Source organism: Vibrio sp. Vb1980 (genome assembly GCF_033338615.1).
GTDB classification, from domain to species: domain Bacteria; phylum Pseudomonadota; class Gammaproteobacteria; order Enterobacterales; family Vibrionaceae; genus Vibrio; species Vibrio alginolyticus.
In genome coordinates this window covers 114,736-134,588 of record NZ_JAWOSZ010000005.1, presented here as the reverse complement: position 1 = coordinate 134,588, position 19,853 = coordinate 114,736, and the positions used below count along the sequence as shown (strand labels likewise).

Annotated in this window: 11 protein-coding genes; 2 read left to right on the top strand and 9 right to left on the bottom strand. The window is 44.0% G+C overall.

Annotated features, from left to right (window positions below; translation table 11 throughout):
• Window positions 1-202: 202 nt before the first annotated feature.
• The 6 genes from R7F64_RS10825 to R7F64_RS10800 all read right to left on the bottom strand — a co-directional run bounded on the left by R7F64_RS10825 (window position 203) and on the right by R7F64_RS10800 (window position 6,681).
• Window positions 203-1,147 (bottom strand): hypothetical protein, encoded by a 945-nt coding sequence (locus R7F64_RS10825; RefSeq protein ID WP_318071673.1) that lies wholly within the window; start codon window positions 1,145-1,147, stop codon window positions 203-205.
• Window positions 1,140-2,132, bottom strand: a complete 993-nt coding sequence (locus R7F64_RS10820) for a DUF2169 domain-containing protein (RefSeq protein ID WP_017633760.1) — start codon at window positions 2,130-2,132, stop codon at window positions 1,140-1,142. The genes R7F64_RS10825 and R7F64_RS10820 overlap by 8 nt, the downstream gene beginning before the upstream one ends.
• Window positions 2,113-3,432, bottom strand: a complete 1,320-nt coding sequence (locus tag R7F64_RS10815) for a hypothetical protein (protein WP_318071672.1) — start codon at window positions 3,430-3,432, stop codon at window positions 2,113-2,115. Before R7F64_RS10815 ends, R7F64_RS10820 begins: the two co-directional genes overlap by 20 nt.
• Window positions 3,433-3,526: 94 nt before the next feature.
• The gene (locus tag R7F64_RS10810; protein WP_017633762.1) at window positions 3,527-4,009 is read right to left on the bottom strand and encodes a hypothetical protein; all 483 of its coding nucleotides are present in this window, start codon (window positions 4,007-4,009) and stop codon (window positions 3,527-3,529) included.
• Between the two features lie 2 nt (window positions 4,010-4,011).
• Complete coding sequence (gene tssI, locus R7F64_RS10805; protein WP_005373412.1) at window positions 4,012-6,090, bottom strand: type VI secretion system tip protein VgrG; 2,079 nt, start codon at window positions 6,088-6,090, stop codon at window positions 4,012-4,014.
• A gap of 72 nt (window positions 6,091-6,162) precedes the next feature.
• Window positions 6,163-6,681: an Hcp family type VI secretion system effector gene (locus R7F64_RS10800; RefSeq protein ID WP_005373415.1), complete on the bottom strand. Its 519-nt coding sequence runs from the start codon at window positions 6,679-6,681 to the stop codon at window positions 6,163-6,165.
• Between the two features lie 456 nt (window positions 6,682-7,137).
• On the opposite strand from R7F64_RS10800, the gene tssH reads away from it, so the two are divergent.
• Both tssH and R7F64_RS10790 read left to right on the top strand, forming a co-directional pair.
• On the top strand, window positions 7,138-9,816 hold the full coding sequence (tssH, locus tag R7F64_RS10795) for a type VI secretion system ATPase TssH (protein ID WP_318071255.1): 2,679 nt from the start codon (window positions 7,138-7,140) through the stop codon (window positions 9,814-9,816).
• A complete protein-coding gene (locus R7F64_RS10790) occupies window positions 9,803-11,434 on the top strand; it encodes a sigma-54-dependent Fis family transcriptional regulator (protein WP_318071671.1) in 1,632 nt (543 codons plus the stop codon). Before tssH ends, R7F64_RS10790 begins: the two co-directional genes overlap by 14 nt.
• Window positions 11,435-11,512: 78 nt before the next feature.
• Here the strand turns inward: R7F64_RS10790 and R7F64_RS10785 are convergent, their stop codons facing one another.
• The 3 genes from R7F64_RS10785 to R7F64_RS10775 all read right to left on the bottom strand — a co-directional run bounded on the left by R7F64_RS10785 (window position 11,513) and on the right by R7F64_RS10775 (window position 19,206).
• Window positions 11,513-16,258 carry an OmpA family protein gene (locus tag R7F64_RS10785; protein WP_047101263.1) on the bottom strand — a complete coding sequence of 1,582 codons (4,746 nt, stop codon included), beginning with the start codon at window positions 16,256-16,258 and terminating at the stop codon, window positions 11,513-11,515.
• Window positions 16,255-17,382, bottom strand: a complete 1,128-nt coding sequence (locus tag R7F64_RS10780; RefSeq protein WP_054577785.1) for a hypothetical protein — start codon at window positions 17,380-17,382, stop codon at window positions 16,255-16,257. The genes R7F64_RS10785 and R7F64_RS10780 overlap by 4 nt, the downstream gene beginning before the upstream one ends.
• Window positions 17,383-17,454: 72 nt before the next feature.
• Window positions 17,455-19,206, bottom strand: a complete 1,752-nt coding sequence (locus tag R7F64_RS10775; protein ID WP_318071670.1) for a hypothetical protein — start codon at window positions 19,204-19,206, stop codon at window positions 17,455-17,457.
• Window positions 19,207-19,853: the final 647 nt, after the last annotated feature.

The following is a 19,853-nucleotide window of genomic DNA, read 5'->3' as shown; positions in this document are numbered from 1 at the left end:
TGAATAATATTTTCTTGAACGTACTTGTATCAAGGTTGGTATTTAAAACAAACAGTAAGCCTATTATTTTAGTTATTATTACTAACTTATTAGACCTTTTTACTTACGCTTTCACTGCATGAGTTATACGCTTTTTCGTGTTACAAACTTCAACCTAATAATATGAGTATATTTTCATTGCCATTTGATCGATGAGTGCCCGCTAACATTGCAGTAATTGGAGAACTCCTTTGTCACCATGAAAGTCGAACATTAACAACGTAGTTGGTTGCTTAAAGTGGTGCTCTCTGACCGCAAAGGCAATTAAAGCGAGAGAAGAACAACTGCCCATTGTGCCCCACAACTCATTGATAAGCTGCGGTTGTTCTGGGTTCGTGAATCGTTCTGCTTTAGCCCCCAGAGCAAAACCGTAATCTTCCGAATGCATGCGCAGGTTCGTCATATCGGAATACACTTCACCAAATGAATCAAGCTTTTTACTCGCACGTTGAACAAGTCGAAACATGCCTCTTCGGTCTGAAGTGTTTAATTCCGTATCAATGTAGCCAAGCTGCGCTTGAGGCTTAAGTTTCAATGTTTCTACGGTGTTTTTTCGACAAAGAATTAAACCCGCCCCACCCTCGCTCGGAATAACGCCCCATGGATTATTGGTACTCATTACCATCGCATCGTCGATGAGTGTTTGCATCGAACTCACCAAGGAATCGACACTGATACACATCATAGCATCATATTTATCCAATGATTTCATGGCCTGGAGAACGAAACTGGGCCCACTGGCATGAACAGCATTCACCACAGAGAGAAATTCAGCATAGTTACTTTCACCAAGCCATTCTTGCACCTTTACTAGTGAAACAGACGCAGGCACCGCTATAAGCAAAGGTATTGGTCTCAATGAACGTGGTAACTGTGCTAACAATGAATCAAGCAAGTGGGTGATTAACTCACACGTTTTCGCAAACTGCTCACTTTCTTTGGTGTATTCGATTTTGGCGTAAGTAAAACGCTCGATACCATCATCCCCTACACATTGGTCGAATCTTCCTAAATCAGCATACGAAACTGCACTAGCAATATCTAAATTCATACCGGTTGGCGTCATCACTTCCATCCCTAGCACGTAACGGCCTGTTGAATTATGCATGCTCGCTTACCTCTTCCAACTTAGTGATGGATGTCGACACCAACAAATGCTCCTTGCCCTGACAAGGAAACGCAGCGGTGTAACTGATTGATATAGTTTTCTTTTCCGCATCAACGAATAAGGTGTACATCGCCATATCAGCTTGATAACTTTGATCTTTGAACGTCGCGATCGCACGGTATTTTTCTTTAGGAATTCGAAATGAAAGCGTGTCATCATGACAAAAACCACTCATCATCAAACGCTCCCCCCCACGAAGGAAGCCTTTGCACTGTTGATCAATAGGCGCGCTTTGGAAGAACCGCTTATCAAAATCGAGTGGCAACATTGGCTTGCGATTCTCAATCCAATCGTCATCGAACGTGCCGGCCAGCTTCTGGCGCGACTCAAAGAACGGAGGCACAGGCCCGAACCCCGCAACGCGTAGCTTTTTCGCGGCGGCACTCCAGTCCTCTCGGGGATAAAAAATCGAGGGTACTTTCTGTTCAAGCAATTCTTTGTTGGAGTCGGCAACCCCACCACCTATTCGGTTACGTAAATCACCGCCTACCGCGCAAGTGTAATCAATGTCTTTTTCAATAAATGGGACTGGATTGCTCAGCGTGATACTGCCAGCATGCTCAACCCATACGCGTTCCCCGTGAATAGCGAGAATCTTATCGATATGACCATCAATCAACACGCGACACTCTTGGTATGTCACTGGCTTTTTCGCGTAACTGCGCGCTTTGCCGTAAACAAGTACATCTGTGTTGTCTTTGGTATACGCGAACTCGTGGTCAACTTTCATCGCAGAGAAGCCTTCTTCGCCCAAATATTGGGGATCATCGAAGATTTCACTTTCACCTAATTCGTGCCAAACCACACCATCGAATTGCCATGTGCGTTTGGCGACCACAACCCACACTTCATCGCCGTTTTCGTCACGTTGAAAACGACCTTTAAGTGATAGCTCAGGGTGCGCCTCAATATCCCATAACTGCATTGCTATTCCTTAAGTTGAATCGTTCGCTCGCAGAAGGTGCGGCCTTTAAATTGTTAAAGTTCCAGTCTTGTTGATGAATCGGCATTGCCATATCCCAAGGCACGTAGGCTCTGGATTGAATACAGATTTGGCGCCATAGCCAGTCGCGGAACAGCACATCAACGTTAGAATCTTGCATCGCAGCTAACGTAGACTCGAAGGTCAATGCGTAACCCAAGCGGCTTGGTAGATTTTGGATATATTTTTCATCTTCCACCCACTCATTGAGCAGATCGACGATCTCTTCCCATTCATACTCGACACCAACATCTTGCGGAGTCAGAGGAAGAAGCTTTCCGTAGACGACATACAAGGCTTGAAGCCAAATTTCACCTTCAGCTTCCTCCAGACTTTCCAAGTGCTCGATGATTTGGGGCACCAGTTTCCAATCACCACTCAGCGCAAAATCAACAGGTGCTAATGAAGAAGAGATATCAAACGCCTCAAACTCTTTTAACTCAAGCAACTTGGCGTAAGTGAGCACTTGCGCTGATGGTAATCTATTTGGTTCGATGCCAAAGCACTGACGGAACCAAGTGCCTCTGTCACGTTTGGTAATCAAACGTTCAAATAGATATTGTTCGCTGCCTGCATTGTCATTAAGCCAATCAATCCCCTCTTTTACGTCTTGTAAAACGAGCAGTGGCAAAGCAACTTGAGAGCTAATGATGCTGGCTTTGTGCCAGCGCTTGATGAGAGAAACACTTAATGTTTGACGTACACGTAAGCATTCAAAGTAAAACGCACTGGATGTCGCATTGCCCTCAATAAGCTCCGAAAGCGTGCTATCCATAGATTCAACCGGAGATTGTACGGCAATGACCATTGCGGTTTTAGCGTCAATATCTTCGAGTAAACTCAATCCGCACAAAAGGTTATCCAACTCTGAGCCCAACTCGCCCTGTAGCATCAGCCAGCTGTAGATTTCTGGCTCCTGGCCTCTTAACTGATGAATCAACCCCGGTGCTAGCCGATAAAACGACAAGTACACCTGCTTCAGTTCTTCAATTTGGCGTTCGATCAGCTTGAGATACGCCAACTCACGACTTGGATAACCCCTTTTGTGAATTTGAACTCGCTGCCTGATTAAAAACCCGATACTTTCAGAAGCAATGGACAGCTTTTCATTACAGAAATCCAGCCATGTTACTGGCAACTGGGAAAGGTCATTCACAGCGCGATCAGCTTTTGCTAACGCGCCTTCGACTTCTTGATTGGTTATGGGTGCCTTTAGGTGCTCGACACCGATTCTTTGTCGCATCTAGTTATCCGTTATTAGCGTGCCATAACGCGATTGCAATTAGTTAATACAAAGTAATTAGCTAACTCGACGTAAATTAGCTAATGCTAGGTAATTAGTTAATTGCGATCGTTCCGCCTTGAATTTTTTGTGCTTTTTCTGCTTGAGAAGTGACGTACTTCGCTTTAGTGGTAATTCGTCCATCGCGCCCGCTATAGCGAGTTTCTGTCTCACCACTTTTGACTACCAACTCTTGTTCTGTCTCGATAACCATCTTCTTCGCTCGCAATACAAACTCGTCAGAGTCATCCAGAATGGAGAAGAAAATGTCCGTCACAAGAGGCAAGCTTAAGTCGTCGTTCAAAAATTCAACTCGACAACTTAATCGATTATCGATAGCCATTTGCAGCTCAGAACGACGAAAGCCACGTCCTAGTCTCGCAGTGAGTGGCTGCTTAAATGGGTTACCATCAAAATCAACTCGCACACTGCCCGTAGACTCATTGATAGCCACTATTCTTCCAAAACGCGAAAAGCAAGCCGTTGATTCGGCTTGCTGCTTTGATATTACTTCTGTTGTAAGAGGTTGTTTTTCCATTGTTAGTTAACCACTACGTTGCCACCTTTCACGACGACTTTGTCACTGCCTTCGATCGTAATAGCCGAGCCTGATAACTTTATTGAACCATCACTGTTCATCACTAAAGAGGAACCACCCGTTTTCAATACAATCTTGTCGCCACTGATAATTTGCGTTGCACCATCAGCTTTATAAGCGGTATTCCCTTTCACTGATACCGTTAAGTTGCCACCAACCGTCTGGTTATCATCCGCACCAATATCTGAACTCTTAGACGCACCGATAGTAAGGTTACTGTTTTCGCCAATATCTAAGTCATCATTTTTACCGATCTTAGTCGTACGGTTATCACCAATTTCTAAGTCAGAATTGTTTTTCACATACTGGGCTTCGTTCGCGTTGTATGTAACGGTAACGTCTTGCTCGACTGTCTCGGTAAACGTACTGTTTACCTGTGTCGTTTTATGCCCATGAATGGTTTCTTTATGGTCACCATGAACTTCATTCGTTTGGTGACGTGCAACCTTCAAGAATTCATCTTGACCGATATCACGGTAACGGTTGTTGAGCACCTTGGTCGACATGTCTTTTTGAGCGTGAATATAGACTTCTTCTTGGTTCGCTTCGTCTTCAAAACTCAACTCGTTGTAACCTGTTCCTTTGTGCGTTTGCGTGCGGAACGTGGTACGAGTTTTGTTTTCTGGCAAAGAGTACGGTGGGAAATGCAAACCGTTGTAAACTGCGCCCGTAACTAACGGACGATCTGGGTCCCCCTCAAGGAAAGTCACTACGACTTCATGGCCAATACGCGGCAAATAAACTGCGCCCCATGTTGGCGCCGCCATGGATTGGCTTACACGAATCCAACAGCTTGAATGCTCGTTGTTATCACCGTAGCGATCCCAATGGAACTGTACTTTCACTCGACCAAGCTTGTCGGTGTAAATCTCTTCACCTTCTGGTCCTACAACGACCGCCGTTTGCGGGCCATCCACTACTGGTGCCGCTAGTTTAGGCGCTTTAAACACCACATCACGTGGAATACACGAGAACTGGTTGTAGTAAGTGGTTGGCATACCACTCGCTTCATCTTCATGCACTTGCGGATCTTGACCTGTGTGCATTACAGACAACATGAGGTAATCGCGGTTAATCTCAGAACGCGGGTGGTCACTGACGTTAAAGCTGTAACCAGATGCTAAGCGCATTACGTCACTCGTTGCTTCCACTTGTTGATTATCGACTATGTGTTCCGACATCCACTCCGTGGTTCTCACCTGACCCATCAGCGGGTCAACGTATCGTCCAGGATAATCAAACTGCTTGAGATCTTGGTCTAACTCGCCAGCCTGTGTCATCTCTTGTGGAATTTTAGGGTGTTCGTAGTTGTAATCTGTGTACGTAACCTGTCCCGTTCTAACGCGGTTAACTAACTCGAGATCAGAGATATGTTCGCGATCGGCAACACCGCCACCATCGGCATGATAAACAATCGGCCCAATGTAAGAAGCATTTAGTGGCGAGCTTATCAAAGGTGCAATCGCGTCATTACTGTCGACAATGACCATCGTATGATTTGAATCGCTATGGTCAAAGTAATACCACATACCGTGTTCAGCCATCATACGCTGCACGAAGTGCAAGTCAGACTCACGGTATTGCAGAACGTATTCTTTTGGAGGATAAGTACCCGACACTTCAAATCGGTAATCGGTGACTGCCCCATCATCGAGTACTTCTGTGATGATGTCTTGCGCTGACTTTTGCTGGAAAATACGACAATCTTGGCGCTGAGATAAGAACCAAGCTTGAGGAACCAAGACTAATTGATAACGAGAAAAACGACGTCCAGTCCCTAAGTAACGAACTTCATTCACCACGCCGTTGAACACACGCGCAGCCCCAACACCTTGTCCGTAAAGTGTCAATGTTCCTGCTTTACGTATTAACTCATCGAACGAGATATCTGGATCAAGTGAAAGTAATGAGAGATTGATGTGGAAAGGCTTAGATAACTCTTCATGAACATGAAAGCTCTCAACCCGAAATTCATGCCCACATCCAGGCACTTCAAATTTAAATTCTACGTCATTCACCATATCTTTTACCTGATACAAATAATCGAATTAGGGCCAACAATCGTTGGCCCTGAATCTTTACGCGACAAGCAATTAAGCTTCGCGTGGAGCACGCCAGTCGTCGTTACCCGCAGTACCACAGTTTTCGTGAGTTACTTCGATCGCACGGTAAGTGAACTTAAGCACTTCTTCTGTCACGCGGTCAGCTGTTGCTGCGTCTTGACAGTGGTTCATACGAGTTTGGATATCGACAAGTAGCGCATCAATCAATTTGATTGAGTAGTAGTGCTCTTGTTTACCTTGAACTGAAGTACGGTAGAAGCGGATCACACACTCAGGAAGTTTTTCGCCAGATACTAGTGCGTTGAATAGTAGTGGAGATGAGCGATCTTGAACTTTAGTTACAACAAGTGGACGGTGTACACGTTGACCAGTTGGCTGACCACTTTGTGGATCACGTGGAACAGTTAGCACGTGATCAAGTTCTTGTACTAGGAACTCATCAACGTGAGCTTCTTGCCATGTGTTACCTACTGAATCTGCAGAGTAAGTATCTTTAGTAATATGGCCTTGAGTCTCACCTTGGATAGACATATATGCTGGAGTTGGCATCGCTATTTCCTTTTCTAAAATCTGTTTTGTTTAAATCACCAAATCGCTTATCACCGCGACTACTTGGTATAATCAAAGTCCGTGCCAACTTTAAAAGCACAACAAAAACAACAACTTAATCAAATTAAGACATTATTCACTAATATCTTGAGTACAATTTATTGGATAAAAAACCAAAAAGTTGGATTAAGATAATAATAAATTGTTCTAACTTTAAAAAGTGAAAATAACCATATAAAACCGTGTAAATAAAGTCATTAAAACTAATAAATCCGACACTTTTACTATCAATTAATTTAGAATAACAACGCCATTAAAATAACCACAAACATTAATGTCACAATAATCATTAAAAATAACCAACAAACGATAGTCAAAATATCTTGATAAAAAAAGAACGCAATTACTTTTAGTATAATAGCCGCTACCTCTTTTCCTCTAAAGAATAAAATGGCTATGATAAATATAAACCTTTCTTCATTAATTCAGCGTCTACACCCGATTGCAAAAGTAGCATTAGAAGACGCCGCTGCACTTGCAGTCTCTGAAAAAGCAAACGAAGTTCAAATTGAGCATTATTTACTGAGTCTATTAGAAAGGCCAAATAGTGATTTTGACGTCTTATTAAGTCATTTTGATTGTTCTGAGAACTTATTAAGACAATCGGTTCGATCCACACTCGACACCAACGCCAAAGGAAATGGCAGCAAACCTGTTTTTTCTGCTTTATTAATCGAATGGTTGCAAGAAAGCTGGCTGGTTTCTTCTTTAGATCTATCCGAAACACAAATCCGCTCTGGTGCCTTACTCCTTACTCTTGTTAGCAACCCTCTCCGTTACGGCCAACATGGTTACGCCTCTATCCTTGAAGCGGTAAACCCTGACAGCCTTAAGCGTAACTTTGCAGAGCTAACAAGCCACTCTATTGAGGAGCAAGTTGCTACTTCAGAGAAAACACAAGCTCGTGAGGATGGCTCAGCACTGAGCAAGTTCACAACCGACTTCACTGGTAAAGCACGCAAAGGCGAAATCGACCCTGTTTTCTGCCGCGACCAAGAAATCCGCCAAATCGTGGACATTCTTGCTCGTCGCCGTAAAAACAACCCTATTGCTGTTGGTGAACCGGGCGTTGGTAAAACCGCAGTAGTAGAAGGCTTGGCACTTAAGATTGTACAAGGTGACGTACCAGACAACCTCAAAGGTGTTGAGCTTTACGGCCTGGACATGGGTCTTCTGCAAGCTGGTGCAAGCGTAAAAGGCGAATTCGAAAAACGCCTAAACGCAGTATTGGATGAAGTGAAAAACTCACCAACTCCAATCATTCTATTCATCGATGAAGCACACACCCTTGTTGGTGGCGGTAACCAAGCAGGCGGCAGCGACGCGGCAAACTTGCTAAAACCAGCCCTAGCGCGTGGTGAAGTGAAAACCATCGCCGCAACAACATGGTCGGAATACAAGAAGTACTTCGAGAAAGATCCTGCTCTTGCGCGTCGTTTCCAATTGGTAAAACTCGACGAACCGTCTCCTGAACAAGCAGCATTGATCATTCGTGGTCTGCGCCCAGCATACGAGAAGTCACACAACGTTTACGTGCGTGATGACGCCATCACTGCTGCGGCAGCGCTTTCTGCTCGTTACATCTCTGGCCGTCAACTGCCAGACAAAGCGATCGATGTACTAGATACGGCGTGTGCACGAGTGAACATCAGCCTTAATGCCATTCCTGCTTCTGTTGAGACTCTGCAGCAAGAACTTGCAGCTCAACAGCGCGAGCTTGAAGCACTTGAGCGTGATGCTCTGCAGCAAACTGGCGACAAGCACAGCCTTGCTAACATTCCAGACCTAAAACTGGCAATGGAAACAACGAAAGAAGAGCTAGCAGAACAAGAAGCGCAATGGCACAAAGAAAAAGAGCAGATCCAAGAGATGATTGCTCTACGCTCTCGCTTACATGAACTGGTCTTTGGCGAAACAAATGAAGAAGAGCTTGTTGCAGACGAAGATTCAGAACAAGAGCGAGACGTTTCTCCATATGCAGAAATGGATGAAGAAGCCGTTCGCATTGCCATTTCGGCCTGCCAAGAACAGCTAGATGTAATCCGCAATGGCAACCCACTGGTTCACTTTGAAGTGGGTCCAGATGAAGTCAGCCACGTGATCTCGGACTGGACTGGTATTCCAATGGGTAAGATGCTTCAAGACGAAGCAGAAACCACACTAAAACTGAAAGAAAGCCTAACACAAAGCATCAAAGGCCAAGAATACGCTATTGATGCACTGTCTGAAGGCATTCAAACTGCGAAAGCTGGTCTAGGTAACCCAGACGCACCGACAGGCGTATTCCTGCTCGTTGGCCCAAGTGGTGTGGGTAAAACCGAAACGGCTCGTGCGATTGCTGATCAAATGTTTGGTGGTGAGCGCTTTATGACGACCATTAACATGTCTGAGTTCCAAGAGAAGCACACGGTATCTCGCCTAATCGGTTCACCTCCGGGTTACGTAGGTTACGGTGAAGGCGGCATGCTGACAGAAGCGGTTCGTCAACGTCCATATTCTGTTGTTCTTCTTGATGAAGTGGAAAAAGCCGATCCTGAAGTGTTGAACCTGTTCTACCAAGTGTTCGACAAAGGTACATTGAACGACGGCGAAGGCCGAACCATCGATTTCAAGAACACGCTGATCATCATGACCAGTAACCTTGCAACGCACGAGATTGAATCTTTGGTTCATCAATCAAAAGACATCGATGCGAACATCATCGCAGAAGCTATTCGTCCTACATTGAACCAACATTTCAAACCAGCGCTGTTGGCACGTATGTCAGTACTACCATTTGTTCCGCTGTCTGATGAAGCAATGACAGAAATTATTCACCACAAGCTGAATAAAGTTTCTCAGCGTCTACAGAGCCATCACAAGTTGTCGCTAAGCTACGAAGAAAGCTTGGTTGAGTTCGTACTAGGTAACTGCCGCCTTGCTGAAACAGGCGCGCGTAACATCGACGCGGTCATCAACCGTCAGTTGCTGCCGCAACTATCGACTCAGCTATTAGTGCATGACAAGGATGATTCACATACGCAAATCGAAGTGTCTGTCGATGAGCAAGGAACACTAACCTATGCGTTCAGCTAACCATAGCGAACTTAGTAACGCCCTACTTGCGATCAGTCAGTCTTTGGCTGATCGCAGCCAGCTTACCCAAACCTTGGATGCCGTGTTGACCGCTGCGAGACAAATGACCCTCGCAAAGCACGGCATCATTTACGTTTTGGACCAGACTGGGCAGGCGTTGATTCCAAGTACCGCTCACCATAACGATAAAACTATCGTTTCCCACCCTTGGGAAGCATTACAGTTAGACTCAGCCAGTGAGAACGACCCATTTAACTTTGCGATTCGTAATGGTGAAGTGGTGTTGATTAACGAGTTATACAAATACAACGGCTACGACTGTGAAAGCATTTATCAAACAGAGCAGACATTGGGACTAAAAAGCGAGAACTTACTGGCTTGGCCTTTGATTGATAGCGAAAGCAAAACCATTGGGCTGTTAGTCTTACTCGATTTGAATGTCATTGACAACGAGGCAGCCTTGACTGAGTTTTGTCGAATGGCAGCGAGTAACATTCGTCAAGCCGTTTGGTTAGAGCAATATGGGCAAGTGATTAAAAATCTCAATGCCGACAATCAAGCCCTAGTGCGCGAGAACACTCAGCTCAAAAAACGTACTCAGAAAGCCTATCAAGGTCCTATTGCAGAGAGCGAAGAAATGCTCAATGTCTTGAATCGTCTTGATAAGGTGCTATCTCTTCCTGTCGACGTTCTGTTGCGTGGTGAAACGGGCGCAGGTAAAGAGGTGATCGCGAAATACATTCACGAAAACTCTAACCGTTCAGAACAGCCTTTGATCGTACAAAACTGTGCGGCAATTCCCAAACAGTTGTTAGAGTCTGAACTGTTTGGGCATAAGAAAGGTTCATTCACGGGCGCGGACAAAGACAAAGTCGGTTTGTTTGAAGCAGCCAACGGCGGCACGCTTTTCCTAGATGAAATTGGCGATATGCCAATGCTACTACAAGCGAAGTTACTGCGTGTACTGCAAGAGCGTAAAGTTCGCCCTATCGGTACCAGCAAAGAGATTGAAGTGGACGTGCGCGTTATCGCTGCAACCCACTGTAATCTTATGCAGCAAATCAAAGATGGCGGATTCCGTGCCGACTTGTTCTATCGCTTAAATGTCTTCCCTATTACATTGCCGCCCCTGAGAGCCCGTAAGTCGGACATTATTCCCCTTGCTGAACATTTCGTGCAACACACAACCAACACGCTAGGTTTGCCGCAAGCGCCAGGGTTAAGTGCCAATGTACGTAAACAGCTGCTTGCCTACCAATACCCAGGGAACGTGCGTGAGCTTAAAAACATCATCGAGCGCTCGGTACTACTGTCCGATTTTGAAACCATCACTCATATCGAGTTTGGTGAACAAATCCCAGAAGATGTACCAACTGTCGAAGTGAAAGCAGCCTCACCTACTCCAGAACAACCTGCTTATGAGCAGCCAGCACAAGCGGATTTAGAAGATGCTTCAAAGAGCCTTAAGGATGTTGTCAGCCAATACGAGCGCACAGTGATCATCGATTGCTTAAATGCGTGTAATTGGCACACCAAGAAGGCCGCTGAGCAATTGGCGCTGCCAATGAGCACACTCAACCACAAGATGAAGAAATACGACATTTCTGCAGCTGGTTGATGGGGGTTAAAAAGAAACTTCTAAATTCAGTATGAAGTGATAAGAAAAGAAAACCGCCCGAAGGCGGTTTTTTTGCACCTAGGAAGGGTTATCAAGTGACTTTTCCAAGGGCTTGGGTGCTTGAGTTACCGCAGGTTGTTTCTCAATCCAATCTTTCAACCATTTCTTGCGTTGAGATTCGTTATACTGCTTCCAAGTTTCAGCCGCAGACTTGTCTACGCCTTCCTCTGTCGACTCTTTCTCAATTAACCAAGGCATATCACTAAAGAAATTACCAGCCAAAGCACTATCCGCATTTAAAGAAGGAATAGAAATTACAGCATCACGACCAATATCATAGTCATCAGCTCCATTTAATCCGACTTGTTTTAGATGAGCAACCGAAAGCTCCAAGTTCGCTTTACCACCAATTACACCACCAAACGGTCTTAGACCTTTTAACCTAACTCCCGTTGGTGCAACATATTCCAAGTTAAACCTCATGCAGTACATCGTATAGTTTTTGCTCTTAGATAGTTCATTCTCTTTAGTGAGACTACCTACAGCTTCACCTATAAACTCACTCATGGCATCAACTTGTTCTCGATGGTTTTCGGAAATAGATTCAGTAAACATCCATTCTTCGTTTTTATAGGCAAACTCACCAATATGATACATATCGGTGAAGTAAAGAGGACCTTTAACTGGCTTGCCATCATTTCCGTCGAGCGCCAGTTGAATGCACATATTCACTGCTTCCCACGGCATACCCAAACGTTCATAAAGTGCTTTTTCATGACTTTCACCCAAAATCAGTACATAAATACTGGCAGGATCGTCTTTCTTTTTGTTTCCCCATGAGAAACCATCACGCCAGATATTATCAGCCGATTGGTACCACTTTCTTTCACTGAAAAAGTTCAAACCAGACGCTTTGGTGTCTATAGCCACCAATTGCTGTTTAATGCCATGAAGTATAGGGATGGTATTTTTGTCTCCCTCACCTGCCATTAAGGTAAAGCTCTCTACCATAAGGTCCTGTTCACGTAGACGCAGTTGCTGCTCTCCCAAGTAGGTATCAAGCAAAACCAGTCTAGTTTCTGTACTTAAAGCGCCAATCTGCAACTCATCTTCAGCATCATCAAACTTCTGCCCCAGACTGTACTCTTGTGGTAAGTAAAAACTATGTTGCCCTTGATTCGTTCTAATTCCCAAGCAGTAACGCATATTTTGGAAGCCTCCGCCTTTTACATAGCGCTTAAAGGAATCCGCTTCTGCAAAATAGTCGCTTGGCTGACCCGATATCGCTGCTCCGGAAACTGCCATACTGAACATTGCATCAGAGAACATTAGCTTTGCTTTAGAGGTCATTGGTTTCATACCGTCGATCATCACATCACCGAAGCGGAATGAGGGAATATGCTCAATAGCAATCAACGTAGCGCCGTCATCAATCCCCTGTTGCTTGTAAAAAGCACTTATTCGCCCATCAGGATCAGTTTTGAAGTCACTAACCTTCATTGGCAGCATCCAGTCACTGAAAGCTGGGCCTTTAATATTTTCGAGCCCGTCAACGCGATCGTAGCCAATCGTAACTGGCTTCGCATACTTGTGTTCTTTTTTAAGTATCAACTGCACTTTCACTTTATCGTATGGACCTAGGCGACTGTTGCTAGATTGCTGAATCCAACTATCATATGACATCCATTCTGGTTCATCACTTTCAGTATAACGAGCTGACTGAACAAGTATTCGACAATAGCCGATTTCATCTTTCTTTAACTCACTTCCCTGCGGGTTAAATGACTCGGTAAAGTTATCAAACATCGTTTCATTTGGGTGTTCAAACAACATGGTTTGTATCGGGAAGATTTGATTAAATGCACCTGACGCTTTAAAGCTATCCCTGTTTTCGGTTATAGAGAGATGAGAAACTTTGCTATTAGTTGTTATTGGAGCAGGCCAATGCTGCGCACCTTGTGGCATCTTTGTCGATAATTCGGTGTAGTACTCGTTATCACAACGGTTCTTCCAGTTAGCCGCTAAGGTGTTTCCTTTGATCGTATGTACAGACCAATCATCGCTCAAAATGTAGTTCTCAATGTATTCCTTCACCTTGTAACGCTCAACCAAAAACCTAAACGAGATATTAGAATTCCGTTTGGTTTGAGATCCTAGGTCAGCGAGTAATAACACTAAGCCATTAATAGCAAGCGCTCGTAGTTGGTAGCGTTTTAACACCTCCTTACGAACTTCTTCGCTCTCAAGGTGAGTAATGAGTTCCTGATAAGACCTACATTCAATACCTACATCTACCTTACTGCGTCGCAAATCGTTAAGTAACTCGATATGTATTTTTGCCAGCCTTTCAAGCTCACTGACAACCTCATGGCTTTGCTTTAACTCTTCTAGGAAGGAGTCCAACATTAAACTATCAATCACTTTCACCGCAGATATTGCTGTCTTTGACCCCTCTATGGCAAGCATAAACCCTCTTGCCGCAGGAGCTATAGCAGGAATATAGGAAGCGACGTCAACGACACTGTCAAAAATCGCCATTCGCAGTGCGACTTCTGCTTTATCTTGCGCAACCATCTCAGCTTCTAGAGCAAGCCTAGAGCGTTCCATTGCATGCGAGCCATAGCGACTGGGATGAAAGAATATGTTCAGGGATTGCAGGTAAATACGGATTACAACCCGACGGTTTTGTCTTAGATTAGGGTTGTTGCGGTCGACTTTTTCACCTTGTTTGGGAACATAGACAGGTTTACTTTCACCAAAAGCGGCTACCGAAACACGACCTTCAAAAACAGGGAACTCCTTCATGAGCAGTTTTTTCGCATATTCTGCGCGCTCTGCCGAGACCTGCATATTTGCTTTCTCGGTACCGACTTGGCAAGCATGCCCTTCTATCTCTACTCTAAGGTTTGGCTCATTCTCTAAAACGTTGGCAAGAGAAGCAGCAAGCTGTTTAAATATAGGTGTATGCTCCTTTAACTCTTTTTCACGCGAGTTAAAGGCAAATTCTATTTTTATTCCTGCGCCTCTAGAGCTATTTACGAGAATGGCGTCAATCTGATTGCCAGATTGATCACGCGCATCTTTTAAAGCCTGTTCTAGTTTTTCTTCCTGGATATGGTTAGCTGTCTTCCAAACTGGAATTTGAGCAAGGTAGTCTTTTGTAACTTCTTCTGTTCCTTGCTCTGCTTTATCAACCTTTTTATTTTGATTAACCAGCTGTTTAGCTTTTTTATACAAACTAAGTGCTGTCAATCCCGTTCCGAAGCCATTAAAACCAACGGTTTTACCACCAGAAAGCCAAGCTTCCGCAACTCGCCCGGCAACCACACGTCGGTTACCCAGACGTGATTCTAAAGAAAGTGCAAGTGCGCTTGACCGAGCTTCATTGGTGTTAAAAACCTTATCGTGAAATAGCGCCTTCCAACCAACACCCGCGATAGTTGGAGTGTGGAGTTCCTGCAACTTATCAAGCGCTTCTTTCGTACTGTAAATACCGTAATACAATTCGCCCGCCGCTTTCATCGCAGGCGGCATCTCGGACTTAACTGCATCCCAATACAGTTTCGAGACGTTATTAAACACCGCTTGGCGGCCATCACGGTCTAAAGTGTCTTGCAAGCTACCGCTCAGCAGCCCTGCTCCTAGCTGAGCAGACACATCTCGGATATTCTTGAGTAACGCAATACTCCTTGAAGCTGGCGTATTGGCTGTTACACCTTGTACATTACCGTGAAGGTAATGTTTCATATTTCCAAAGTACTGAGGGTATTGATAAATCAAGGATTCCTCAAGGGAGATCATATCGCCACTGACAATGGCAAATTTCCCTAACGGAGTGCTTGAAGAAAAGGTAATCTGTTCACGTAGCTCGTAAGTATAGACTGTATCTAAGCCTTCAGAAAATTGCTGAATATGAGCGTCTTTAATGAACTGTGGAACACCATTTTTCATCTGGCTTGGAATAAATTCGACACGGATACTGTATAAGCCTTCTTTAAAATCAGCAGGATCAACGTGAAACATCGCGCATGGATATTGCTTAGCATTTTCTTCTGAAAGCTCATCTTCAGGTAATGCCGCTTGTACTGAAGAGCCTATCGTTTTGTATTCCCCACCTTCTTTGGTTGAGTCAAACTTTTGCAAAGTAACCGTCGCACTTTCATAGCCTTGATCAGAAAAAACCACCGCGCAACTCGCCACAACAGGTAAAACGAAGCCTTTTAGTGTCTCTCCCGATTCACTTACATCTTCATACCACTTATTATATTCTGCCTGTTCTTCGCTGAGCCCCCCGTTCGCAGCTGGTTCGTAAGGCTTAGCCAATTGTTCAATGCTGACCTCTGTCAAGGTGAGTTTTGCTTCGCTGTTTTCCAACTGGCTACTCAACTCTGCAACTTTTGTAGCTAACTCTTTGGGGTTTAACTCAGAAAGTGAAGCTATTAAAGGCAAGGGCGGAAAGCGGAAAGTGAAGGTCTGCTCACCCTCTTTGGGTAGATCCCTACCTAACGCATGAATTGTGTGCTCTGGTGTCAGGACCTCAAAAGCCCCATATTGATCGGGCTTTCCGTTACCCAGTGAACATAACTTAAATTTATGGTCGGTAGCCCAAAGCTTAGGGCTATCGCTATCAGTGACGTTAAGCATCGGCACTTTCGCTAAAGGGCGAATATTAGCGATTTGTTTTCTTACCAAGCTTTCCTCTGAATGCCAAGATGGGAATTCAGTTGTTTTAGTTTGAGAGTTAAATTCCCCCTCATAATAAACACCAAACAAATAGTAATTTGCACACAAAGGTATCGCGTTACTGGTATCATGAGTGCTCACAGTTCATCCCCTTTAACAAAATCACCATTGTTGGCAAAGGCGTTGTAAAGAGAAGAGTTACTGGCACTATGGCCCGTCCCTATTTGCTCCCATTTTAAATAAGAACCAAATTCTTTATTTTCTTTTAGTTTACTGAGGATGGCCCGCGCCGCTCCATCCCGAGCATAATTCGCATCTTTACTCAAAATTTCAAAATAGCGCAGTTTACCTACCGCTCGCGGTACAATTTCTTCTTGTTGAAATGAATCCTGCTCGATATCAATTAGATAACGAAACTTCCTACTTTCACCCCAAGCGTACTTACCGTCTGGACTAATACTACGTTTGTTAAACTTATAATCACCCAGATTTTGTTCATCAGGATTAATTCCCGTGCTAAAGAGAAATTCGTCTTTTGCCTCATCATAAACTGCAACGCCAAAGTCGTTTAGTACGTATCTTTTTCCTTTTTGAATCACGGAATACTCATTAAACTCTGTGTCTACTTGCTGTTTGTCGCCTGTCGCTAAGGTGTACTTCCAGTCTTTAAACTTGTCTACGTAGTAAAGATAGCTGCTGTCTTCTGCCCATAGAAACTCTGGGTAGCCACGTGAACGACCTAGTTCAATATACTCACCCGTCTTAAGATCTTTAATTACTTTAAACATCCCTTCTGAGGCCGAATAGGCCAAAGCCAAGTAGCGATTATTTGGAGAGACACGCATTAGACGAACTTTGCCAACAAACTCATCTGCGACCAGACGCAAGTCCGTCCCATCCGTTTTGATACTCCACACTTTATCCCTTTGATCATAGTGGTCTTTCGCTTCATTTCGGGCGTTATCCCAACGAAACACTACACGTGGTAAATCATAAGAGCTTTCATTGGTGAGATCTTCACGTGGCCATTCTTTAGCTTTAAAAATAAAGTGTTTAGGTTTACCCGTCTCTTTGTCATAAATAACGTAATTGTTTTCTGTAATATAAACACGACCATCTTCCCACTGTTGAGCATTTTTTTCTGCGATTCGGTCTTGAACCGTCTGAGGTTTTGGCGCGTGTTGTTCTGGTTCCTTGGCTGATTCTTGATTACAACCAGATAAGACCGCTAAGGTAATCAAGCATAATGTATGACGTAGGTTCATCTTATATTCTCTTCGTTATCTTTCTCGATCGCGTTTAATAATGTGACAACGCAACCCGAATAAGTTGTTTTGTTAACTTGGCTGATCTTTTTTCTTATAAGCCAGTAAATCCGCAATGGGTGTTTGAGCAAAAATGACCGTTTTATTATCTCTTCCGTGATGACTATTGCCCTGATAACCACGGAGAAGATCCACTTCTTTAACCTCTGCAGGCCAACCAGTAAAACGAATCAACCTAGAACCATTCTCTTTTTTTATACATTGGCGCAAGCACACTCGCTGCGACCAATCACCATCGCTTTGCCTTAACTCAAAGTAATCATCTGACTCGTCCAGCGTCGTATAGCCCGGATACTCGAAAACTATCTCGACAGATTTAAGTAAATACACGACCGCTACATTTTTATTTACCTGGCTTCGTAACATTGCGTATTTTTCAGGTTTTGAGGTCGCAGCACTTGGTAATACTGAGAGCAGACGAACAGAACCGTCTCCAATTTTAAAGCTTTTCTCACTGCTATAATGGTTAAGATCAGTGACTTTTATGGCCTTGGTTCCGGGATCACTTTCTAGTTGAGATAGTTCACTCTCGCTCAATCGTTTACTGTTATAAGCCAAATATACTTCTTGAGGCTCACCTTTAATCTTGTAAGGAAGCCATATATGCGGGAGAGGGTAACCTTGCGCGCTCCGCTCCACTGGGCTAGAAGCATTAATAGGGCTCAAATTTGTTTCAATCTTTTCTTTGATTTGTGGCTCATAGCCTGTCATGACTATCTCAACTTCTTCCTCAACTAAGTTGAACACTCGAGCCTCTCCAGAGCCATTCAAAGAGCCTTCACTTACCACCTTGCCGTTCTGCACGATTTGGAAAGGCTCATAAGCGAAAACACCGCCTGTTTCAGGATTGGTCATATAGATATCGGCGTGCCTTTTGGGTCTAGAGCCTTCACGAACACTATTAATGTCCGTATCTGAAAAGTAACCATTTTCCGTAATTGCCACTTCGCGCCAAATTTTATTGTTCCAAACAACATACACGTAGCCTGATTTAAACACTTCTGCAGCTTCATCTGATTTATCGCTACCAGGGAAGTGCAGCGGAACCACAGGCACCAACACGTTATCCCACTCATCCATCTGAGTTTCTTTATCAACGGGTTGCAGGTCTTCGGCGAGTTTAAGCAAAATTGGCTGAGGCTGGTCAGTGCAAGGGATTTTGATATAGAGCGTTTTGCCCTCAGCTTCGAGATCTTTAAATATCGCGAGGCTGCGGTGTTTGTTTTCTGTATCAGCCTTGCCTACAGTCACTTTTTCTTTTTGAGCTTCGGTTTTTCCCAACATCAAACATGCCGCGTTGCTAGACCACTGCCCTGCAAACTCGACAACGATTTTTTGATCTGGACTTGGCTCAGAGGGGACATGCGTGTAACTACGAACTAAAGCAACATCTTCGGTAACCTGCTTGTATCCTGCTTTAAAAGCTTTGCTTTCATTCGAAGCAGATACAGAGTCAACGAGTGATTTAAGTCTAGGGAAGCTTTGCAGCTGAGAGTCCGTCAATGGCGACCGACGTGCAACGGTAGATAATGACACCCAATTGCCTTTTCCCAATTCGATTCTTATCGCAGCTAGCAATGCGCTGGTCGTTTTTTTGGCAGAGATGGAAATCTTTTGCGCCAATTCTTTAGGGAGGTTTCTAAGGATGTCATCTGAATTTCGCAAACGCGAAAGCTGTCCTATACACTCGTCCGGTGTAAGAACATAAGATAGCTCGTTGGAGGATAGCTTCGAGCTAAGTATAAATTTGCAAACTAAATGCATTTGAATTCTCCACAACCAACATCGTAAATATGGCTGCGGTGACAATTAAGCTGATAAGGCTTACAAGTACGATTTGGTCTGCGTATCCTACTTACTTAGCCATTTATTTTCAACGAGATAGAAAAATCGCCCGAAATCAAAAACACCAAAAAAATGGTGATTTTTACTATTAAAACATGCGATTTAACCACAATAAAAGCCATCAACATCACCCACTCTGTCAAAATGGTAAAATCTTACTATCTAAAAAAATTTAATTTATGGACTGAAGTTAACAAAAATCGCAGTAACGTGCGCTTCAGGTAAGCACGAGGAAATTCAGAAGTTTATGAGGTGCCCTCCTCAGCAACAAACAACAAATTGACTGTTACTGAGGAAGTTTAAATAAAAAGGTGAGCGCATTACGCACTCACAAAAGTAACTGCTCTGAAGCTTGCTAGGATTAAATTTGCTTCATCGCGAGTTAAAGAGGCGAGGTATGACCCATCGACCTCATGCAGAACACTATACTCAGAGTATAGAAACGAGCGTAAATATATAATATTTAAAAAGATTTTCAACGCGACACATTCACCACAGCACCTGCCGAGCGACCATCACAATCACTTCATACACACCTAAAAGCAACATTGGCCTAGTTATTATAG

Excerpts from the sequence above, each read along its gene's own strand:
- tssH (WP_318071255.1), top strand. The coding sequence starts at position 7,138 with ATGATAAATATAAACCTTTCTTCATTAATTCAGCGTCTACACCCGATT.
- R7F64_RS10800 (WP_005373415.1), bottom strand. The coding sequence starts at position 6,681 with ATGCCAACTCCAGCATATATGTCTATCCAAGGTGAGACTCAAGGCCAT.
- R7F64_RS10775 (WP_318071670.1), bottom strand. The coding sequence starts at position 19,206 with ATGCATTTAGTTTGCAAATTTATACTTAGCTCGAAGCTATCCTCCAAC.
- R7F64_RS10825 (WP_318071673.1), bottom strand. The coding sequence starts at position 1,147 with ATGCATAATTCAACAGGCCGTTACGTGCTAGGGATGGAAGTGATGACG.
- R7F64_RS10790 (WP_318071671.1), top strand. The coding sequence starts at position 9,803 with ATGCGTTCAGCTAACCATAGCGAACTTAGTAACGCCCTACTTGCGATC.
- R7F64_RS10810 (WP_017633762.1), bottom strand. The coding sequence starts at position 4,009 with ATGGAAAAACAACCTCTTACAACAGAAGTAATATCAAAGCAGCAAGCC.
- R7F64_RS10780 (WP_054577785.1), bottom strand. The coding sequence starts at position 17,382 with ATGAACCTACGTCATACATTATGCTTGATTACCTTAGCGGTCTTATCT.
- R7F64_RS10820 (WP_017633760.1), bottom strand. The coding sequence starts at position 2,132 with ATGCAGTTATGGGATATTGAGGCGCACCCTGAGCTATCACTTAAAGGT.
- tssI (WP_005373412.1), bottom strand. The coding sequence starts at position 6,090 with ATGGTGAATGACGTAGAATTTAAATTTGAAGTGCCTGGATGTGGGCAT.
- R7F64_RS10815 (WP_318071672.1), bottom strand. The coding sequence starts at position 3,432 with ATGCGACAAAGAATCGGTGTCGAGCACCTAAAGGCACCCATAACCAAT.